This window comes from Chryseobacterium sp. MYb7 (genome assembly GCF_002979455.1).
In the GTDB taxonomy this organism is placed as follows: Bacteria; Bacteroidota; Bacteroidia; order Flavobacteriales; family Weeksellaceae; genus Chryseobacterium.
On the sequence record NZ_PCOU01000010.1, the window covers coordinates 1 to 17,203 of the forward strand.

13 protein-coding genes and 1 riboswitch are annotated in these 17,203 nt (G+C 37.4%); of the genes, 3 read left to right on the forward strand and 10 right to left on the reverse strand.

From position 1 onward, the window contains the following. Nucleotides 1-512: 512 nt before the first annotated feature. The 3 genes from cysS to folE all read right to left on the reverse strand — a co-directional run bounded on the left by cysS (nucleotide 513) and on the right by folE (nucleotide 3,208). A complete protein-coding gene (gene cysS / locus CQ046_RS09775; RefSeq protein ID WP_105702086.1) occupies nucleotides 513-1,979 on the reverse strand; it encodes a cysteine--tRNA ligase in 1,467 nt (488 codons plus the stop codon). A 125-nt stretch (nucleotides 1,980-2,104) separates the two neighbouring features. Continuing rightward, nucleotides 2,105-2,536, reverse strand: coding sequence for a DinB family protein (locus CQ046_RS09780; RefSeq protein ID WP_105702087.1), 432 nt, complete (start codon nucleotides 2,534-2,536; stop codon nucleotides 2,105-2,107). 3 nt (nucleotides 2,537-2,539) lie between these two features. Then, the gene (folE, locus tag CQ046_RS09785) at nucleotides 2,540-3,208 is read right to left on the reverse strand and encodes a GTP cyclohydrolase I FolE (protein ID WP_047376638.1); all 669 of its coding nucleotides are present in this window, start codon (nucleotides 3,206-3,208) and stop codon (nucleotides 2,540-2,542) included. A 100-nt stretch (nucleotides 3,209-3,308) separates the two neighbouring features. Here folE and CQ046_RS09790 point away from each other — a divergent pair, with 100 nt between their 5' ends. Next, a complete protein-coding gene (locus CQ046_RS09790) occupies nucleotides 3,309-4,460 on the forward strand; it encodes a hypothetical protein (RefSeq protein WP_105702088.1) in 1,152 nt (383 codons plus the stop codon). Nucleotides 4,461-4,551: 91 nt separating this feature from the next. Continuing rightward, nucleotides 4,552-5,235: a hypothetical protein gene (locus CQ046_RS09795; protein ID WP_105702089.1), complete on the forward strand. Its 684-nt coding sequence runs from the start codon at nucleotides 4,552-4,554 to the stop codon at nucleotides 5,233-5,235. A 52-nt stretch (nucleotides 5,236-5,287) separates the two neighbouring features. Here the strand turns inward: CQ046_RS09795 and metF are convergent, their stop codons facing one another. The 7 genes from metF to CQ046_RS09830 all read right to left on the reverse strand — a co-directional run bounded on the left by metF (nucleotide 5,288) and on the right by CQ046_RS09830 (nucleotide 14,189). After that, nucleotides 5,288-6,247, reverse strand: coding sequence for a methylenetetrahydrofolate reductase [NAD(P)H] (gene metF / locus CQ046_RS09800; RefSeq protein WP_105702090.1), 960 nt, complete (start codon nucleotides 6,245-6,247; stop codon nucleotides 5,288-5,290). A 7-nt stretch (nucleotides 6,248-6,254) separates the two neighbouring features. Further along, complete coding sequence (metH, locus tag CQ046_RS09805) at nucleotides 6,255-8,915, reverse strand: methionine synthase (protein ID WP_105702091.1); 2,661 nt, start codon at nucleotides 8,913-8,915, stop codon at nucleotides 6,255-6,257. 97 nt (nucleotides 8,916-9,012) lie between these two features. Further along, the gene (locus CQ046_RS09810; protein ID WP_105702092.1) at nucleotides 9,013-10,035 is read right to left on the reverse strand and encodes a homocysteine S-methyltransferase family protein; all 1,023 of its coding nucleotides are present in this window, start codon (nucleotides 10,033-10,035) and stop codon (nucleotides 9,013-9,015) included. After that, a complete protein-coding gene (locus tag CQ046_RS09815) occupies nucleotides 10,010-10,396 on the reverse strand; it encodes a four helix bundle protein (protein WP_105702093.1) in 387 nt (128 codons plus the stop codon). Before CQ046_RS09815 ends, CQ046_RS09810 begins: the two co-directional genes overlap by 26 nt. 28 nt (nucleotides 10,397-10,424) lie before the next feature. Further along, entirely contained in the window at nucleotides 10,425-11,585 is a 1,161-nt protein-coding gene (locus CQ046_RS09820) for an O-succinylhomoserine sulfhydrylase (RefSeq protein ID WP_105702094.1), read from the reverse strand. A gap of 121 nt (nucleotides 11,586-11,706) precedes the next feature. Continuing rightward, nucleotides 11,707-13,245, reverse strand: a complete 1,539-nt coding sequence (locus CQ046_RS09825; protein WP_105702095.1) for an ACT domain-containing protein — start codon at nucleotides 13,243-13,245, stop codon at nucleotides 11,707-11,709. Next, on the reverse strand, nucleotides 13,245-14,189 hold the full coding sequence (locus CQ046_RS09830; RefSeq protein WP_105702096.1) for an alpha/beta fold hydrolase: 945 nt from the start codon (nucleotides 14,187-14,189) through the stop codon (nucleotides 13,245-13,247). The genes CQ046_RS09825 and CQ046_RS09830 overlap by 1 nt, the downstream gene beginning before the upstream one ends. Nucleotides 14,190-14,250: 61 nt before the next feature. Continuing rightward, a riboswitch (SAM riboswitch) is annotated at nucleotides 14,251-14,357 on the reverse strand. 188 nt (nucleotides 14,358-14,545) lie between these two features. Here CQ046_RS09830 and CQ046_RS09835 point away from each other — a divergent pair. Further along, the gene (locus CQ046_RS09835) at nucleotides 14,546-17,161 is read left to right on the forward strand and encodes an MGH1-like glycoside hydrolase domain-containing protein (RefSeq protein ID WP_105702097.1); all 2,616 of its coding nucleotides are present in this window, start codon (nucleotides 14,546-14,548) and stop codon (nucleotides 17,159-17,161) included. The last annotated feature ends 42 nt before the right edge of the window (nucleotides 17,162-17,203 follow it).

A 17,203-nucleotide genomic window follows, 5' to 3' on the forward strand; every position in this document is an offset into this window, starting at 1 on the left:
AACCCAGTAACCAGAAACTCGCAACATAATAACCCGAATCACTATACCCCGAAACCCATCATTCATCATTCATCATTCATCATTTATAATTCATCATTCATAATTGACTCCCCTCCCCTAGCCCTGATAGAAATGATTACCCCGCAGTATGGGTTGGAGGGCGAGAGGGTTTGGGTGTGGGAGTGCGCTGGCGCGAGGAGTATGAATGAATAGCAGGATGAAGCTCCTGAGAATGTTCGGGAGTGAGAGAGTCTGAGAGTGGGAGAGTGAGAAGGTTTGAGTGTAAGAGGTTGTGGGTGGGAGTTTTTTTGAGAGGAGAATGGTTGGGGAGAATTGGAGTGATTGAGAGGAAGATGAGAAAGTAAAGGATAAAGAGATTTAGAGAAGTGATGTACTAAGAGGTAAGAATAGGAATTCTGATATGTTTTAAGGGGAAGGAATAAAAAAACATTCCGTAAGAATCCTTTATATAAGGAACTCCTACGGAATGGGTATAAAACGAAGTTATATTTTTAGTTCAGGACGTATGATGTTCCGTCTCTTCCGTCTTTCAATTCGATACCTTCTGCAAGCAGTTTGTCTCTGATCTGGTCTGACAGGTCAAAGTTTTTGGATTTTCTTGCCTGGTTTCTCAATTCGATCAAAACTTTTAAGGTCTGATCAAGCTTTTCATGGTTGTTTTCTTCTACTGTCTGCAGTCCTAAAACATCAAAGATAAAGGCATTGAGAGTGGTTTTCAAATCTTCAAGATCTCCTGTTGAGATTGTTTCTTTACCATCGTTTAAGGCAAAGATGTATTTCACAGCTTCAAACAGGTGAGCAATCAGGATTGGTGAATTGAAATCGTCCGTTAAAGCTTCATAGGCTTTATCTTTCCATTCTTTCAGGCTAAAACCGGATTGTTTTGTGTCATCAGGAGTAATTGTATTCAATACTTTTACAGCTTCCATTAATCTGATGAATCCTTTTTCACTGGCAATCATGGCATCGTTTGAAATATCCAGCACACTTCTGTAATGCGCCTGCAGGAAGCAGAAACGCACGATTGAAGGATGGAAGGGTTTTTCAAAGAAGTCATTATCTCCGGTAACCAATTGCATTGGAAGGATATAATTCCCTGTAGATTTACTCATACGCTGAGAATTCATCGTTAACATGTTGGCGTGCATCCAATAATTTACAGGTGCTGCATCATTGCATGCTTTCCCTTGTGCGATTTCACATTCATGGTGAGGGAATTTAAGATCCATTCCTCCTCCATGGATATCGAATGTTTCACCTAAATATTTAGTACTCATTGCAGTACATTCAAGGTGCCATCCCGGGAAACCTTCTCCCCAAGGCGAATTCCATCTCATGATGTGAGCTGGGGATGCTTTTTTCCATAATGCAAAATCCTGTGGGTTCTTCTTTTCTCCCTGTCCGTCAAGGTCTCTGGTATTGGCAAAAAGTTCTTCTATATTACGTTTTGAAAGTTCGCCATAGTTCAATCCTCTCCTGTTGTATTCCAATACATCAAAGTATACTGAACCGTTGCTTTCGTAAGCAAAGCCTCTTTCAATCAGCTTTTGCGTTAATTCAATCTGCTCTACAATATGTCCTGTAGCGGTAGGTTCGATGTTTGGAGGAAGCAGATTGAACATATCCAATACTTTGTGGAAATCTACAGTGTACTTCTGTACAATTTCCATAGGCTCCAGCTTTTCAAGTCTGGTCTGTTTTACGAATCTGTCGTTGTCTACATTGCCATCATCGGTAAGATGCCCTGCATCGGTAATATTTCTTACGTATCTTACTTTATACCCTAAATGCACCAGAGTTCGGTAGATGAAATCGAAGGAAAGGAAAGTTCTCACATTCCCTAAATGCACATTGCTGTACACTGTAGGTCCGCAGACGTACATTCCGATATTTCCTTCTAAAATAGGTTTGAATATTTCTTTTTCCGCTGTAAGGGAGTTATATATTTTTAATTGCATTTATTTTTAAGTTAAAAGATTTAATGATTTTAAAGATTCAAAAATTAGTTAAAAAATTATTCTGTCACAACAAATAATCGTTGTGATAAAAATCTTATGGGAAACTTTTTTAAATTTTATCATAATTAAATCGCTTTTAGATGATGCTGTAAGTGGTCTACATAATCATCAATAATAAACTCCAGCGTATACACCCGAGGTTCTGTTTTTGTGGTATCGCAAGTTCTCTGCAATGCTTCATCGGGGATATTTTCCACGATATGAACAATCTGATAGTTCAAAGACTTCCACAGATCAATAAGATCTGAAGTAGGAACATTCTGATAGTTTTGAGCTTTTACCCAGAAATTCTGATCATATACAATATTTTCGTTCTCTTTATATTGGGTCACAACAAATCTACGGATATTTGTAAAAGCACTGTCACAAAGATGGCCAATAATTTCTTTTTTAGACCATTTTTCCGAAGAACTTCTATACGACCATTCTTCTTCCGAGATGTTTTGAAATCTCTGAAGCTCGGCATCAATAATATTTTTAAGGATCTGGTAGTTCATTGTTTAATAATCCAGTTTTGCATGGCTTCCTACGTAATGTAAGAATTCCTGTCTTGTAATAGGGTTTGTTCTGAAAATACCGCTCAATTCTGCAGTAATGGTAGAACTTGCCGTATCTTTTATTCCTCTGCAGTTTACGCAAAGGTGCTTTGCATCAATGATACACGCGACATCTTTTGTTCCCAAAGCTTCTTTCAAAGCATCTACAATCTGCATGGTAAGCCTTTCCTGAACCTGTGGTCTTTTCGCATAGTAATCCACAATTCTGTTAATTTTTGAAAGACCAATTACTTCTCCATTGGAAATATAAGCAACATGAGCTCTTCCAATGATAGGTAAAAAGTGGTGTTCGCAGAAAGAATATACGGTGATATCCTTTTCTACCAGCATCTGGCGGTATTTGTATTTATTGGAGAAAGTAGATATTCCTGGTTTGTTTTCAGGAAGCAGTCCTCCGAAAATCTCGTTGACGTACATTTTGGCAACACGTCTTGGAGAGTCTTTCAGAGAATCATCCGTCATGTCCATTCCTAATGTTTCCATAATCTCGCCAAAAAGCTCGGTAATTTTTTCAATTTTTTCCTGTGGCGATTTATCAAAAGCATCTTTCCTTATAGGCGTATGTTCTTTTCCAGTGAAAATATCATCGTCGTTATCAGTAAAATCAACCATTTTTATTTAATTTGCAGCAAAAATACGGATAATATCTATTTCTCTATTTTAAATAAGATGAAAAACATTATCTTTTATAGCTATTCTGATTAAAAAGCCTATGATTATTGTCGAAGAAGTACAAAACAAACTCCATAAGAGGGAATTTCTGGAATTCCCAGCCCGCCTTTATCAATCCGACAAAAATTATATCCGCCCTTTAGATAAACATATTGAGGAGATTTTTGATCCTGAAAAAAACAAGTTCTTTAAAAACGGTGAATGTAAAAGGTTTTTGTTTAAAAAGAATGGCGACACTGTTGGTAAAGTAGCCGTTTTTGTGAATGGTTGTTATGAGCAAAAGCAGCCTACAGGAGGATTTGGTTTTTTCGACTGCATTCATGATCAGGAAACGGCCAATTTTATTTTTGACCATTGTAAAAACTGGCTTCAGGAAAAAGGAATGGAAGCAATGGATGGTCCTATCAATTTTGGGGAACGGGATAAATTCTGGGGACTTTTGATTGAAGGCTTTATTGAGCCTTTGTTTGGAATGAATTACAACTTTCCTTACTACAAAGATCTTTTTGAAAATTACGGGTTTCAGATTTATTTTGAACAGCTTTGTTTTACCCGGCCTGTTTTTGCAGAAGTTTCGAGGATTTTTACGATTGCTCATGAAAGAAACAGAAGAAATCCTGCAATTTCGGCTCGGCCTATGAAAAAGAATAATCTGGCGAAATTTGCAAAAGATTTTACTGAGGTTTATAATAAAGCATGGGCATCTCATGGGGAAGGAAAACATCTGGAAGAATCCAAAGTTCTGAAAATGTTCAACACGATGAAACCTATCATCAATGAGCATATCTCCTGGTTTGTTTATGAAAATGAGAAACCGATTGCCATGTGGATTAATATTCCTGACCTCAACCAATGGTGTAAATATTTGAATGGGAAGTTCGGAATTTTTGAAAAGCTTAAATTTTTGTTTTTAAAGCGATTTAAAAAGAACGAGAAAATGGTGGGACTTGTCTTCGGTGTTGTTCCTGAGTGGCAGAAAAAAGGTATTGACGGATATATGATCTGGGAAGGAACCCAGCATTTGAGAAAACATACAGACTTTACTATTACGGAGCTTCAGTGGATTGGTGACTTTAATCCTAAAATGATCAAAATTGCAGAAACTCTTGATACCAGTATTACCCGAAAGCTGGCAACCTATAGGTATTTATTTGACAGAAATAAGGAGTTTGAGAGACACCCGAATTTATAGCTCAAGAACAATTATTTCTTTTCACATAAATTGATGGAATAGTTGTATTTTTGAAAGTAAATTTTTAACAAACTAAATAAAACCATATACAATGAGAAAAATCATTATAAGTATCTTATTAGTATCATTCATTCCTCTTTCTGCACAGCAGATGACTACATTGAGCTATGACGGATCACGATTACTGAATCACACGTTTTATCAAAATGGAGATTCAACCGGTAAGGGAATCAGCTATGATGACATCCAGGGTACTCCTTACTATGATAAAGCATTTTCGGCTGCCAAATTTATTGTTGCAGACAGAGCTGAAAATGCTGTAGCACGTTATAATATGTATTTTGATGAAGTAGAGTTCAAGAAGGATGAAGAAACGTATTCTTTAGTTCCGGACAGCCCTTTTACCAGAATTGAATTTACCAGAACAAAAGAGACATTGGTAAAGCTGGACACTGGTGATGATTTAAAAGGATATTTCTTTGAATTGGCAGGGGGTAAAAACGGACTTTATAAAAAACTGAAATCTCAATTTAAAAATGCTGTTGCTGCGAGAAATTCATACGAAATGGACAGACCAGCAAGCTTTAATACACTGGATCCGGTTTATTATATCAAAACAGAATCGGGATATATTAAAAATCCAAAGAAAGTAAAAGAGATAACGGAAGCTTTCCCAGCAAAAAAAGATGATATTGAAAAATTCGTAAAATCGAATAATATTAAAATCAATAAAGAAGCAGACCTCATCAAACTGGTTAAGTTCTTAAATCAATAAAAAATAAACCCCTGTGAAATTCACAGGGGTTCCTTCATTTTTGGTACTTTTATTAGAATAGCTCACCGGCTACTTTTTTAATGTTATCACTTTTCCCCATTGAGTAAAAGTGCAGAACAGGAACTCCGAAATCCAGAAGCTCTTTGCATTGTGCAATGGCCCATTCTATTCCGATTTGCTTCACTGCTTCATTATTTTTTGCATTTTCTACTTCATTGATCAGTTCTTCGGGAAGATCTATTTTGAATACCTGTGGCAGGATTTTCAAATGTTTCTTTGTGGCAATAGGTTTTATTCCTGGAATAATTGGAACCGTGATTCCTATTTCTCTTGCTTTCTGAACGAATTCTATATACTTTTTATTGTCAAAAAACATTTGGGTAACAATATAATCTGCTCCGGCATCAACTTTTTGTTTCAGCCACTTCAGGTCATAATTCATGGAAGGGGCTTCCATATGTTTTTCCGGATATCCGGCGACACCAATGCAGAATTTATTCAGTTCATCACATGCCTGTTCTTCGTTATGAAGATATTTTCCTCTTCCGAGATTATTAATCTGATTAACAAGATCCATGGCACTTGGATGTCCTCCCTGAGTAGGTTCGAAATACTGATGTCCTTTCATGGCATCTCCTCTTAAAGCCATTACATTATCAATTCCGAGATACATACAGTCTACCAACAGATATTCTGTTTCTTCTTTAGTGAATCCTCCGCAAAGAAGGTGTGGTACTGTATCTACATTATATTTATGCTGAATGGCGGCACAGATTCCCAGTGTTCCCGGACGCATTCTTGTAATACGGCGTTCCATTAACCCATTTCCTTTGTCTAAATAAATATATTCTTCTCTGGATGTGGTAACATCAATGAATGGTGGTTTGAATTCCATTAACGGATCTATATTGGTATAGAGATCTTCAATCCCGATTCCTTTCTGTGGCGGAACAACTTCTAAGGAGAATAAAGTTTTTCCATTGGCGTTTTTAATGTGTTCTGTTATCTTCATGTTAATTTTAATCTGCTAAATTTGGCGACAACCATTTTCTCGCTTCCTGAATGCTGCAACCTCTTCTTGCTGCATAATCTTTAAGCTGGTCTTCTGTAATTTTTCCTAATCCGAAGTATTTGGCATGCGGGCTTCCAAAGTAATATCCGGAAACAGATGCTGTTGGGAACATGGCAAGGCTTTCTGTAAGGAAAACGCCAGTATTTTCTTCTACTTTTAGTAGATCCCAGATTGTTTTCTTTTCCAGGTGGTCTGGGCAAGCCGGATATCCCGGAGCCGGACGGATTCCTTTATATTTTTCGGCAATCAATTCTTCATTGCTTAAAGTTTCCTGATTGGCATATCCCCAATATTCTGTTCTGACTTTTTTATGTAAAAATTCGGCGTAGGCTTCTGCAAAACGGTCAGCCAGGGCTTTTACCATGATGGAGTTGTAATCATCATTGGCTTTTTCATATTCGTTGGATAGTTCATCAGTTCCAAATCCTGTTGTTACACAGAATGCTCCTACATAATCAGTTTTTCCAGAACTTTGAGGGGCGATGAAATCACTTAGAGCTAAATAGTCTTTTCCTTTTGATCTCTGAGCCTGCTGTCTTAAGGTTAAAAACTTCGCTTGCTCATTATTATTTTCGTCAAAAATCAAGATATCATCAGAGTCATTGGAATTGGCTTTAAAGATTCCGAAGATGGCTTTTGCTGTTAGTAATTTCTCATCCAGAATTCTTTTCAGAATCACCTGGGCATCTTTAAATAGTTCTTTTGCCTGAGCACCTACAACCTCATCTTCTAATATATTTGGGTATTTCCCGTGAAGATCCCAGCTCCTGAAAAACGGAGACCAGTCGATGAAAGGAAGAAGTTCTCTCAGATCCTGATTTTCAATTACTTTTATTCCTACAGTATTCGGAGTGAAGATCTCTTCGTTTTTCCAATCAATTTTAAAATTGTTTTCTCTTGCTTCTTCAATGGAAACATAATCTTTGTCTACCTGTCTGTTCAGGAACTTTTCTCTGAAATCAGAATAGTCATTCTTTAAATCCGAAACATATTCTTTATTTCTGTCACCCAGCAATGAGCTTACTACATTTACAGCTCTTGAGGCATCATTCACGTGAACGACGGCATTTTTATATTTTAAATCGATTTTCACTGCGGTATGTGCTTTGGATGTTGTAGCACCACCGATTAATAAAGGAAAATCTAAGTTTTGTCTTTCTAATTCTGAAGCGATATATACCATTTCATCCAAACTTGGGGTAATCAATCCGCTTAATCCTATAACGTCTACTTTTTCTTCAATGGCAGTCTGGATAATCTTTTCAGCAGGAACCATTACTCCAAGATCAACAATTTCGTAATTGTTACAACCCAGAACAACGCTCACAATATTTTTACCAATATCATGAACGTCCCCTTTTACCGTTGCCATTAAAATCTTTCCGTTAGCCGGCCTTGTCCCATCTTTTTCTGCTTCAATGAAAGGCTGTAAATAAGCTACTGCTTTTTTCATTACTCTCGCAGATTTTACAACCTGCGGCAGAAACATTTTTCCGCTTCCGAATAAATCTCCTACAACCCCCATTCCAGTCATCAGATTAATTTCGATGACATGTAGAGGTCTTGAAGCCAATTGTCTTGCTTCTTCTACATCTTCTTCAATAAAACGGTCAATCCCTTTTACTAGCGCATAGGTAATTCTTTCCTGCAAAGGATTGTTTCTCCATTCAAGGTCTTCTGTTTTTTCTTTTTTTACTGATTTGTGCTTTTCGGAATAGTCAAGAAGTCTTTCTGTAGCATCTTCTCTTTTATCCAGAATTACATCTTCTACAAGCTCCAGTAATTCTTTATTGATCTCATCATACACCTCAAGCATGGCCGGATTCACGATACCAATGTTCATTCCTGCCTGGATTGCGTGGTAAAGGAATACGGAGTGCATCGCTTCTCTTACGGTATCATTTCCACGGAAAGAGAATGAAACATTGCTCACTCCCCCACTTACAGAGGCATAAGGAAGATTTTGTCTTACCCAGCGTGTCGCTTCAATAAAATCGATGGCATTTCTTCTGTGCTCATCCATTCCTGTTGCTACCGGAAATATATTTAAGTCGAAAATGATATCTTCTGCCGGGAAACCAAGCTGGTTTACCAGAATATCATAGGACCGTTTTGAAATTTCAATTCTTCGTTCAAAACTGTCAGCCTGCCCTACCTCATCAAATGCCATTACAATAACTGCTGCACCATATCTTTTAATGGCTTTGGCATGTTTGATAAATTCTTGTTCACCTTCTTTTAAGCTGATAGAATTCACTACACATTTTCCCTGAGCTACCTGAAGACCTGCTTCCAGGATTTCCCATTTGGAAGAGTCTACCATAATTGGAATTCTTGCGATATCCGGTTCGGAGGCAATTAAGTTCAGGAATTTGATCATGGATGCTTTTCCATCAATCAACCCATCATCAAAATTGACATCCAGAATCTGGGCACCTCCTTCTACCTGATGGCGGGCAATATCTAATGCTTCAGAGAATTTCTCCTCTTTGATCAGTCTTAAAAACTTTTTGGAACCGGCAACGTTTGTTCTTTCACCAACATTGATGAAATTACTTTCCGGCGTTATGATAAGAGGCTCAAGGCCTGATAATCTTAAATACTTCATTTTATTCTTCTAAAATATAGTAGGCATTATTGGCATTCTGCCTCAATAAATTCCAGTACTTGCCTGAAAGTTGCAATCACTGAAAATTTCCCGTATGCTAAATAACATTCTTTAGCAAATCCCCTGCTTTCCTTGGCGGATACTGTTCTACCAGATCAGCGATCGCTTTAATATGTTCAGGAGTTGTACCGCAGCATCCTCCGATAATATTGATAAGCCCTTTTTCCACATATTCTTTGATCTGTCTTGCCATATCTTCAGGGGTTTCGTCATATTTTCCGAAAGCATTGGGTAAACCGGCATTCGGATAAGCTGAAACATAGAATTCTGAATTATGAGCCAGTGTTTCAAGGTAAGGAGTCAGCTGATCGGCTCCCAATGCACAGTTGAAACCTACGCTTAATAAGTTCAGGTGGGAAACTGAGATCAGGAAAGCTTCTGCTGTCTGTCCGCTCAATGTTCTTCCTGAAGCATCGGTAATGGTTCCTGAAACCATGATTGGAATTTGTATTCCTCTTTCGTCTTGTAATTCATCAATCGCAAATAAGGCTGCTTTCGCATTCAAAGTATCGAAGATGGTTTCTACCAAAAGGATATCTGAACCTCCGTCAAGCAAAGCTTCACATTGTTGTTTATAAGCTACTCTCAATTCTTCAAAAGTAATTGCTCTGTATCCTGGATCATTCACATCCGGGCTTAAACTTGCCGTTCTGTTCGTTGGTCCAATAGATCCTGCTACAAATCTTGGTTTGTCCGGATTTTTTGCAGTGTATTCGTCACAGGCTTTTCTGGCAATTTTTGCAGACTCATAGTTCAGGTCGTATACCAGATCTTCCATATGATAATCTGCCATCGCAATAGTAGTTCCTGAAAACGTATTGGTTTCTATGATATCAGCTCCCGCTTCAAGGTATTTCTTGTGAACTTCTTCAATCGCCTGAGGCTGCGTCAGGGAAAGCAGGTCATTATTTCCTTTTACAGGATGTTCCCAGTCTTTGAAACGCTCTCCGCGATAGTCTTCTTCTTCAAATTTGTATCGCTGAAGCATGGTTCCCATTGCACCGTCAAGAATTAAAATTCTTTCGGATAGTGCTTTATATAATTGTTCTGAATTCTTCATTTTCTATCAATTTGTAACAGTTTATAAATCCGATGACCAATTTTTTACATAAGAGGATTTTTTTATTGATGACTTCAAAATCTTCTTTAGAAATGTAATGTTGGTCTAGAGCCAAATGGAAATGAGATTCCAGCTTATTAAGAGATTCTCCTGCGATATGTAGAAACTGTAAAGTATCTTCAGGGGTCACTCTTCTACTTCCTTCCGTAATATTGAACGAAACTGAAGTTGCCATTCTTCTTATTTGACTTGTTAAAGCCAATAATTCTTCTCCAGGAAAGTTTGTGGTCAAAATATAAGTCAGAGTAACCAACTTTCGTACTTCCCTATAAATTGCTAATTCTGTGTAGTCTCTATCCATTTTGGCTTTATAAACTGTTAATGATTAACTAATCTAAAGCCTGTTTCAGGTCTGCAATGACATCTTCTACATTCTCCAGTCCTACTGAGCAACGAACCAATCCTGCAGTAATCCCTACTTCATTTCTTTCTTCGTCTGACAGTTTGGAGTGTGTAGTAGATGCCGGGTGAGTAACGATCGTTCTTGTATCACCTAAGTTAGCAGACAGCGAACACATTTGTATCTTATCTAAAAAGGCTCTTCCCCCTTCTATTCCGCCTTTTATTTCAAATGCTACGATATTTCCTCCCAGCTTCATCTGCTTTTTGGCTATTTCATAACTTGGATGGGATTTCAGGAAAGGATATTTTACCAATTCTACATTAGGATGGTTTTCTAAAAACTCAGCTACCTTCAATGCATTTTCACAGTGCTTTTCTACTCGGATAGCTAATGTTTCAAGGCTTTTTGATAATACCCATGCATTAAAAGGAGACAATGCAGGTCCTGTATTTCTTGCAAAAAGATAAATTTCTCGGATCAGGTCTTCTTTTCCTACTGCTATTCCTCCTAAAACTCTTCCTTGTCCATCAATCAGTTTCGTGGCTGAGTGTACAACAATATCTGCACCGTATTTGATAGGCTGCTGAAGATAAGGTGTTGCAAAACAGTTATCTACAATAAAAATAAGATTATGTTTTTTAGCGATCTGCCCGAAAAACTCAAGATCCAGAATTTCAATAGCTGGATTGGTAGGTGTTTCAAGGTATAAGATCTTGGTATTAGGTTTAATATATTGCTCAATATTTTCTGCATCTCCTGCTTTGAAGTAAGAGGTTTCAATATTCCATTTCGGGAAATACTTAGTAAACAAAGTATGTGTAGAACCGAATACTGACTGACAGCTTACGATATGATCTCCTGCATTTAACAAAGCTGCAAATGTAGAATAGATCGCTGCCATTCCTGTTGCAAAGGCGTATCCAGCTTCTGCGCCTTCCATTTTAGCAATCTTATCTGTGAATTCTGTTACGTTGGGATTAGAAAAACGGCTGTATAGGTTTTTAGGTTTTTCTTCTGCAAAGCTTGCTCTCATATCTTCCGCATCCTGAAATATAAAACTGGAAGTAAGATAGAGCGGCGTAGAATGCTCATCAAACTGAGATCTTTCCGTTTGGGTTCTTATTGCTGATGTTTCAAAATTTTCCATATAGTTTTAATTTTAATAATGTACAATGTATTTTCAGGCTGCTATTCTATACTCCATTAAACAAATCCTTCTGCAGTGCTCTCTTCTTCATGAATACATTGTACATTTTACTTTGTACAAATTATTTAGTTTCACTTACTCTTAAAATATCTCCGAATACACCTCTTGCTGTCACCTGTGCTCCGGCTCCGGCTCCCATAATCACGATTGGGTTTTCACCATAGCTTTCTGTATAAATTTCAAAGATTGAATCTGAACCTTTCAGCTGTCCTAATGCGGAAGTTGCAGGAACAGAAACCAGTTTTACATCCAGCTCACCTTTGTCTTTCTGCAAATCACCGTGTAAGTCACCCACATATCTCAATACGTGTCCGGGTTCCTGATTTTCTTTTATTTTCTGGTATTCTTCATCCAGTTCTTCCAATCTTGAAAGGAATTCTGATTTTGAAACTTCAAGTAAGCTTTCCGGAACCAGATTTTGAATATTGATATCTCCAAATTCGTTGATTAAGTCTAATTCTCTTGCCAGGATCAATAATTTTCTTGCCACATCATTTCCAGATAAGTCTTCTCTTGGATCCGGTTCTGTGTATCCTTTTTCCAAAGCTTCATTGATAATGGTTGAGAATTTATCGTCTCTCAAAGAAAAATTATTGAAAACATAACTCAAGGTTCCGGAGAATACTCCTTTGATTCTTGTGATATTTTCTCCTGAAAGGTGTAATAATTTAATGGTATCAATTAACGGTAAACCCGCACCAACATTGGTTTCATACAGATAACGTCTGTTATTTTTACTTAACGTATATCTTAGTTTTCTATATTCTTCTATCGGAAGGGTATTGAAAATTTTGTTGGAAGAAACGAGATCGAATCCGTTTTCTGCCAAAGCATGGTAGTTCTTTACAAAATCTTTGCTTGCTGTATTATCCACAACAATTAGATTTTCCAGTTGATTTTCATTGGAGAAATTAATCAGTTCTTCTACATTCGATGGGTGTTCTGCTGTCAAAACCTCATCCCCCCAATTGGCATCAAATCCTTTTTTGTTGAAGGCAATTTTCTTTGAATTAGCTACTGCAACTACTTTAAGGTCTATTTTTTTACGCTTTTTAATTTCTTCTGCAGATTCCAAGACCTGTTGTATCAATGTCTTTCCTACGTTTCCATGACCAATGATTGCCAGATGAACTGTCTTTGGTTTTTTGAAAATTTCAGATTCTATAATGTTTCTCGTTTTTTCATCCTGTGAGGAAGTCACTACGATGTTGACTCTGTTTTCTCCTGCTACCTGATTCAAAAGCAACGGGAAAACATTGTTTCTTGCCAGTTCTGCAAAGACTTTATTGAAATCTTCTGCTACAAAACCGATTACAGAAACATTATTGATACTATAGATCTGAGAAACTTTTCCAGATTTTCTTTCTGCTTCGAACTCATCAATAAGACAAGCTACTGCTTTTTCTGCATCAATTTCCTGAACCAGGATAGAAATTCCGTTTTCTATGGCCTGCTGAGAGATTACTCCTACACTGATACGCGCTAAAGTAAGCGCTTTAAAAATTCGTCCATCAATCCCGATTTCTCCCAGGAAATCTTCTCCTTCAAATTTGATGATTGATCTGTTCTTCAAAAATTTTATTTCGTTAGCATTTTTCATTACTTCTGTAAAATGTTTTTAATGATATTATTTAATTGTTGATATTCCATTAGGAAGGCATCATGCCCGTGTATAGATTGGATCTCGTGATAAGAAACATCCTTATTTTTCTCTTGTAAGTTTTCAAAACACATTCGGATTTCAGAAGCCGGGAAGAATAAGTCTGTATCTACTGAGATCATGTGCATTCGTGCCTGTATGTTCTCCAGTGCTGTTTCATTAGCATTGATATTCATCAAGAGATGATTCATCAGTTTGTATGCTTTTAAACTAAACCTTTCGTTTAGTGCATTACCATGATAAACCAACCAGTCTTCTGATTCCAGGCGTTGTTTGTCCTGATTATATTGGTTTTGAAATCTGTCATTGAGTGACTGTGGAGTTCTGTAACACAGCATGGCGTGAATTCTTGCCTTCTGTAATGGTTCCTCTTTATCATTCAATAAAAATTTCTGAACCAGACACTGTGCATGAAGCCAGTCGTGTGTTCTGTAATCACAGGCTATGGGAATAAATATTTCTGCGAGATCTGGCTGCTTGGCAAGCATTTCCCAGGCAATCCCTCCTCCCAGAGAGCCTCCGATAATGGCATATAAATTTTTGATATGTAAAGCTTCAAACCCTTTCAGAAATATCGCTGCGATATCCGAAGGAGTGAAGTCTTCATAGTCTTCAATTAAAAAATCGTCATATCCGTTCCCGGGTATGTTGAAGCATAGAACAGTATATTTATCGGTATCAACGACCTGATTTTTTCCTACCAATTGTTTCCACCAGCCATTATCTTCGGATACATTGGAATTTCCGGTAAGAGCATGATTGATTAAAATGATAGGGGCTGTAAACAGATCTTTCCCAAAAAGCTGATAGCTTAACGGGATATGGTATTCCTTTTGGGAATAAGTTTGATACGAAAGATTAATATAGTTTAATTCTGTTTTCAATTCTATTAAATTTTAATACAATTGAAAATGCCACAGGAAATGGCTGAAAAAGAACTTCAGTGAGTTATCTGTCCAAAATACTTTGGTAGAACGTAGCACCTTCTTTGCTTGCGCAAAGGGTTGCTAAGGTTTCATAGGGTCTAATCCCTCAACCTTTCTTGATAACATTTTCAATATTTGAATGAACGAATGATGCAAAGGTAGTTCTTTTCTTTTAATTTCAAAAAAAAATTATTTTAATATTCAAAAAAGCCCTTAAACACAAGTATTTCAAGACTATATTAATAATTATTCAGATGAAAAAAATTGGAATTGCTTCTCAAAAAAACTAACTTCGTGGGGAAAAATGATGAGATATGACCGCTGAAAAAGAAAGATTACAAGATACCAAATGGAAAAACTGGGGACCTTATGTAAGCAACCGGCAGTGGGGAAATGTACGCGAAGATTATAGCCCAAACGGAAATGCCTGGAATTTTACCAATCATAATAATGCCGAAAGCTATGCCTACCGCTGGGGTGAAGAAGGTATTGCCGGAATTTCTGATGTAAAGCAGATTTTTTGTTTTTCGTTTTCATTTTGGAACAAGAAAGACAAAATGATAAAAGAAAGGTTCTTCGGATTGAGCAACCCCCAGGGGAATCATGGGGAAGACATCAAAGAAATCTTTTATTATCTGGATAATACACCTACTCATAGCTATATGAAAATGGTTTACAAATATCCGATCAACGAATTTCCTTACGATGAGCTTGTTGCAGAAAACGGGAGACGCAGTAAAAAGGAACCGGAATATGAACTATTCGACACCGGGATTTTTGATAATGATGAATATTTTGATATTTTCATAGAGTACTGTAAAGCCGACCACAATGATATTCTTGCCAGAGTAACCATCTGCAACCGAAGCCAGCACGAAGCACCTATTCTGGTAGCACCTACTGTATGGTTCAGAAACAACTGGAAATGGGGATATAATACCTATAAAGGAGAAATAAATGCTTCTGAGAACGGAAGTATCAATATTGGCCATGATAGTATTTCGATCAAAAAGTTCTATTCCCGAAATACCAATGCACAAAGCGTATTTTGCGATAATGAAACCAATAACGCTAAACTTTATGGAACACCTTCTGCTGAAAACAGCTATTTCAAAGATGGGATCAATCATTTTATTACCCATCAGGCAAATACGATAAATCCAGAAAAGAAAGGTACAAAAGCTTCTTTACTGATTGACGAAATTATTGGCTCCAGAGAATCAAAAGTTTTTGAATTCAGATTATGCCCTGATGAGGCAGATGAACCTTTTGAAAACTTTGATGAAATTTTCAATACTCGACAGGCTGAAGCTGAAGATTTTTATAAAGAAGTTCAGAATGATACCGTAAACGAAGATGAAAGAAATGTTCAGAGACAGGCTTTTGCAGGACTGCTTTGGAATAAACAGTTCTATCATTACAATATTGGAAAATGGCTGAAAGGTGATCCTAACTTTGAAGCCCCGAGAAATTTCAACGAATATGTAAGAAATACAGAATGGAATCATCTCCACAATAAGGATATTATTTCCATGCCTGACAAATGGGAATATCCATGGTATGCTACTTGGGATCTGGCATTTCACTGTGTTCCTTTTTCTATCATCGATGCAGAATTTGCCAAAGGACAGCTTTTACTCCTTACGAAAGAGTGGTATATGCATCCTAATGGCCAGCTTCCTGCCTATGAATGGAATATGAGTGACGTGAATCCGCCAGTACATGCATGGTCATGCTTCCGTGTTTTTAAAATTGATGAAAAAAATAACGGAAAGCCGGATTTATTATTCCTGGAGAAAGTATTCCAGAAACTGCTTCTTAATTTCACATGGTGGGTAAACCGAAAGGATAAAAACGGGAAAAACATCTTTGGAGGAGGTTTTCTTGGTCTCGATAATATCGGAGCTTTTGACCGAAATATGGAACTAAAGGATGGTCAGCATCTTGAACAGGCAGACGGAACAAGCTGGATGGCGATGTATGCACTGAATATGATGCGTATTGCAATGGAACTTGCCCAATATTATCAGGTATACGAAGATATGGCGATCAAATTTTTTGAACATTATCTTTATATTGCCGAAGCGATGGAAAATCTGGGTGAAGGTACAAAAGGTCTCTGGAATGAAGAAGACGGATTTTTCTATGATGTATTACAGCTTGGAAACGGAGACAGTGTTTCATTAAAATTAAGAACTATTGTAGGCTTGATTCCTATGTTTGCCGTTGAGATTGTGGATCATCATTTACTGGAAAAGATGCCGAATTTCAGAAGCAGAATGGAATGGATCTTAAAAAACAAGCCGGAACTCACCAAACTTGTTTCCCATTGGGACGAGGAAGGGCAAGGCCGAAAACACCTGATGAGCATCCTGCGTAAAAACAGACTGACAAAGGTTCTGACCAGAATGCTTGATGAAAATGAGTTCCTGAGTTCTTACGGAATCCGTGCCATGTCTAAGGTATATGAGGAAAATCCTTTTGTCTTCTCAGTGCACGGAAAAGAAAATATAGTATACTACACGCCTGCAGAAAGTGACAGCCGAATGTTCGGAGGAAACAGCAACTGGCGCGGACCCATCTGGTTTCCTATCAACTTTCTGATTGTAGAAAGTCTGCAACGTTTCCATTTTTATTATGGAAACAGTTTAAAAGTAGAATTCCCAACGGGAAGTGGTGATAAAAGAAATCTTGATGAAGTGGCTCAAAATATCAGCAAAAGACTTTGTTCGATATTTTTAAAGGATGAGCATGGGCAAAGGGCTTTCAATGGAGGTAATCCCAAGTTCAATTATGATGAACATTTCAGAGATTATATTACCTTCTTTGAATATTTCCATGGGGATAATGGCCGAGGTGTAGGCGCTTCCCACCAAACAGGATGGACTGCCACCGTGGCAAAACTGATCAAACCAAGACTTACCTTCTAGATGAATAATCAGTAATAGGTAATGAGTAATAAAAAAGCCGGA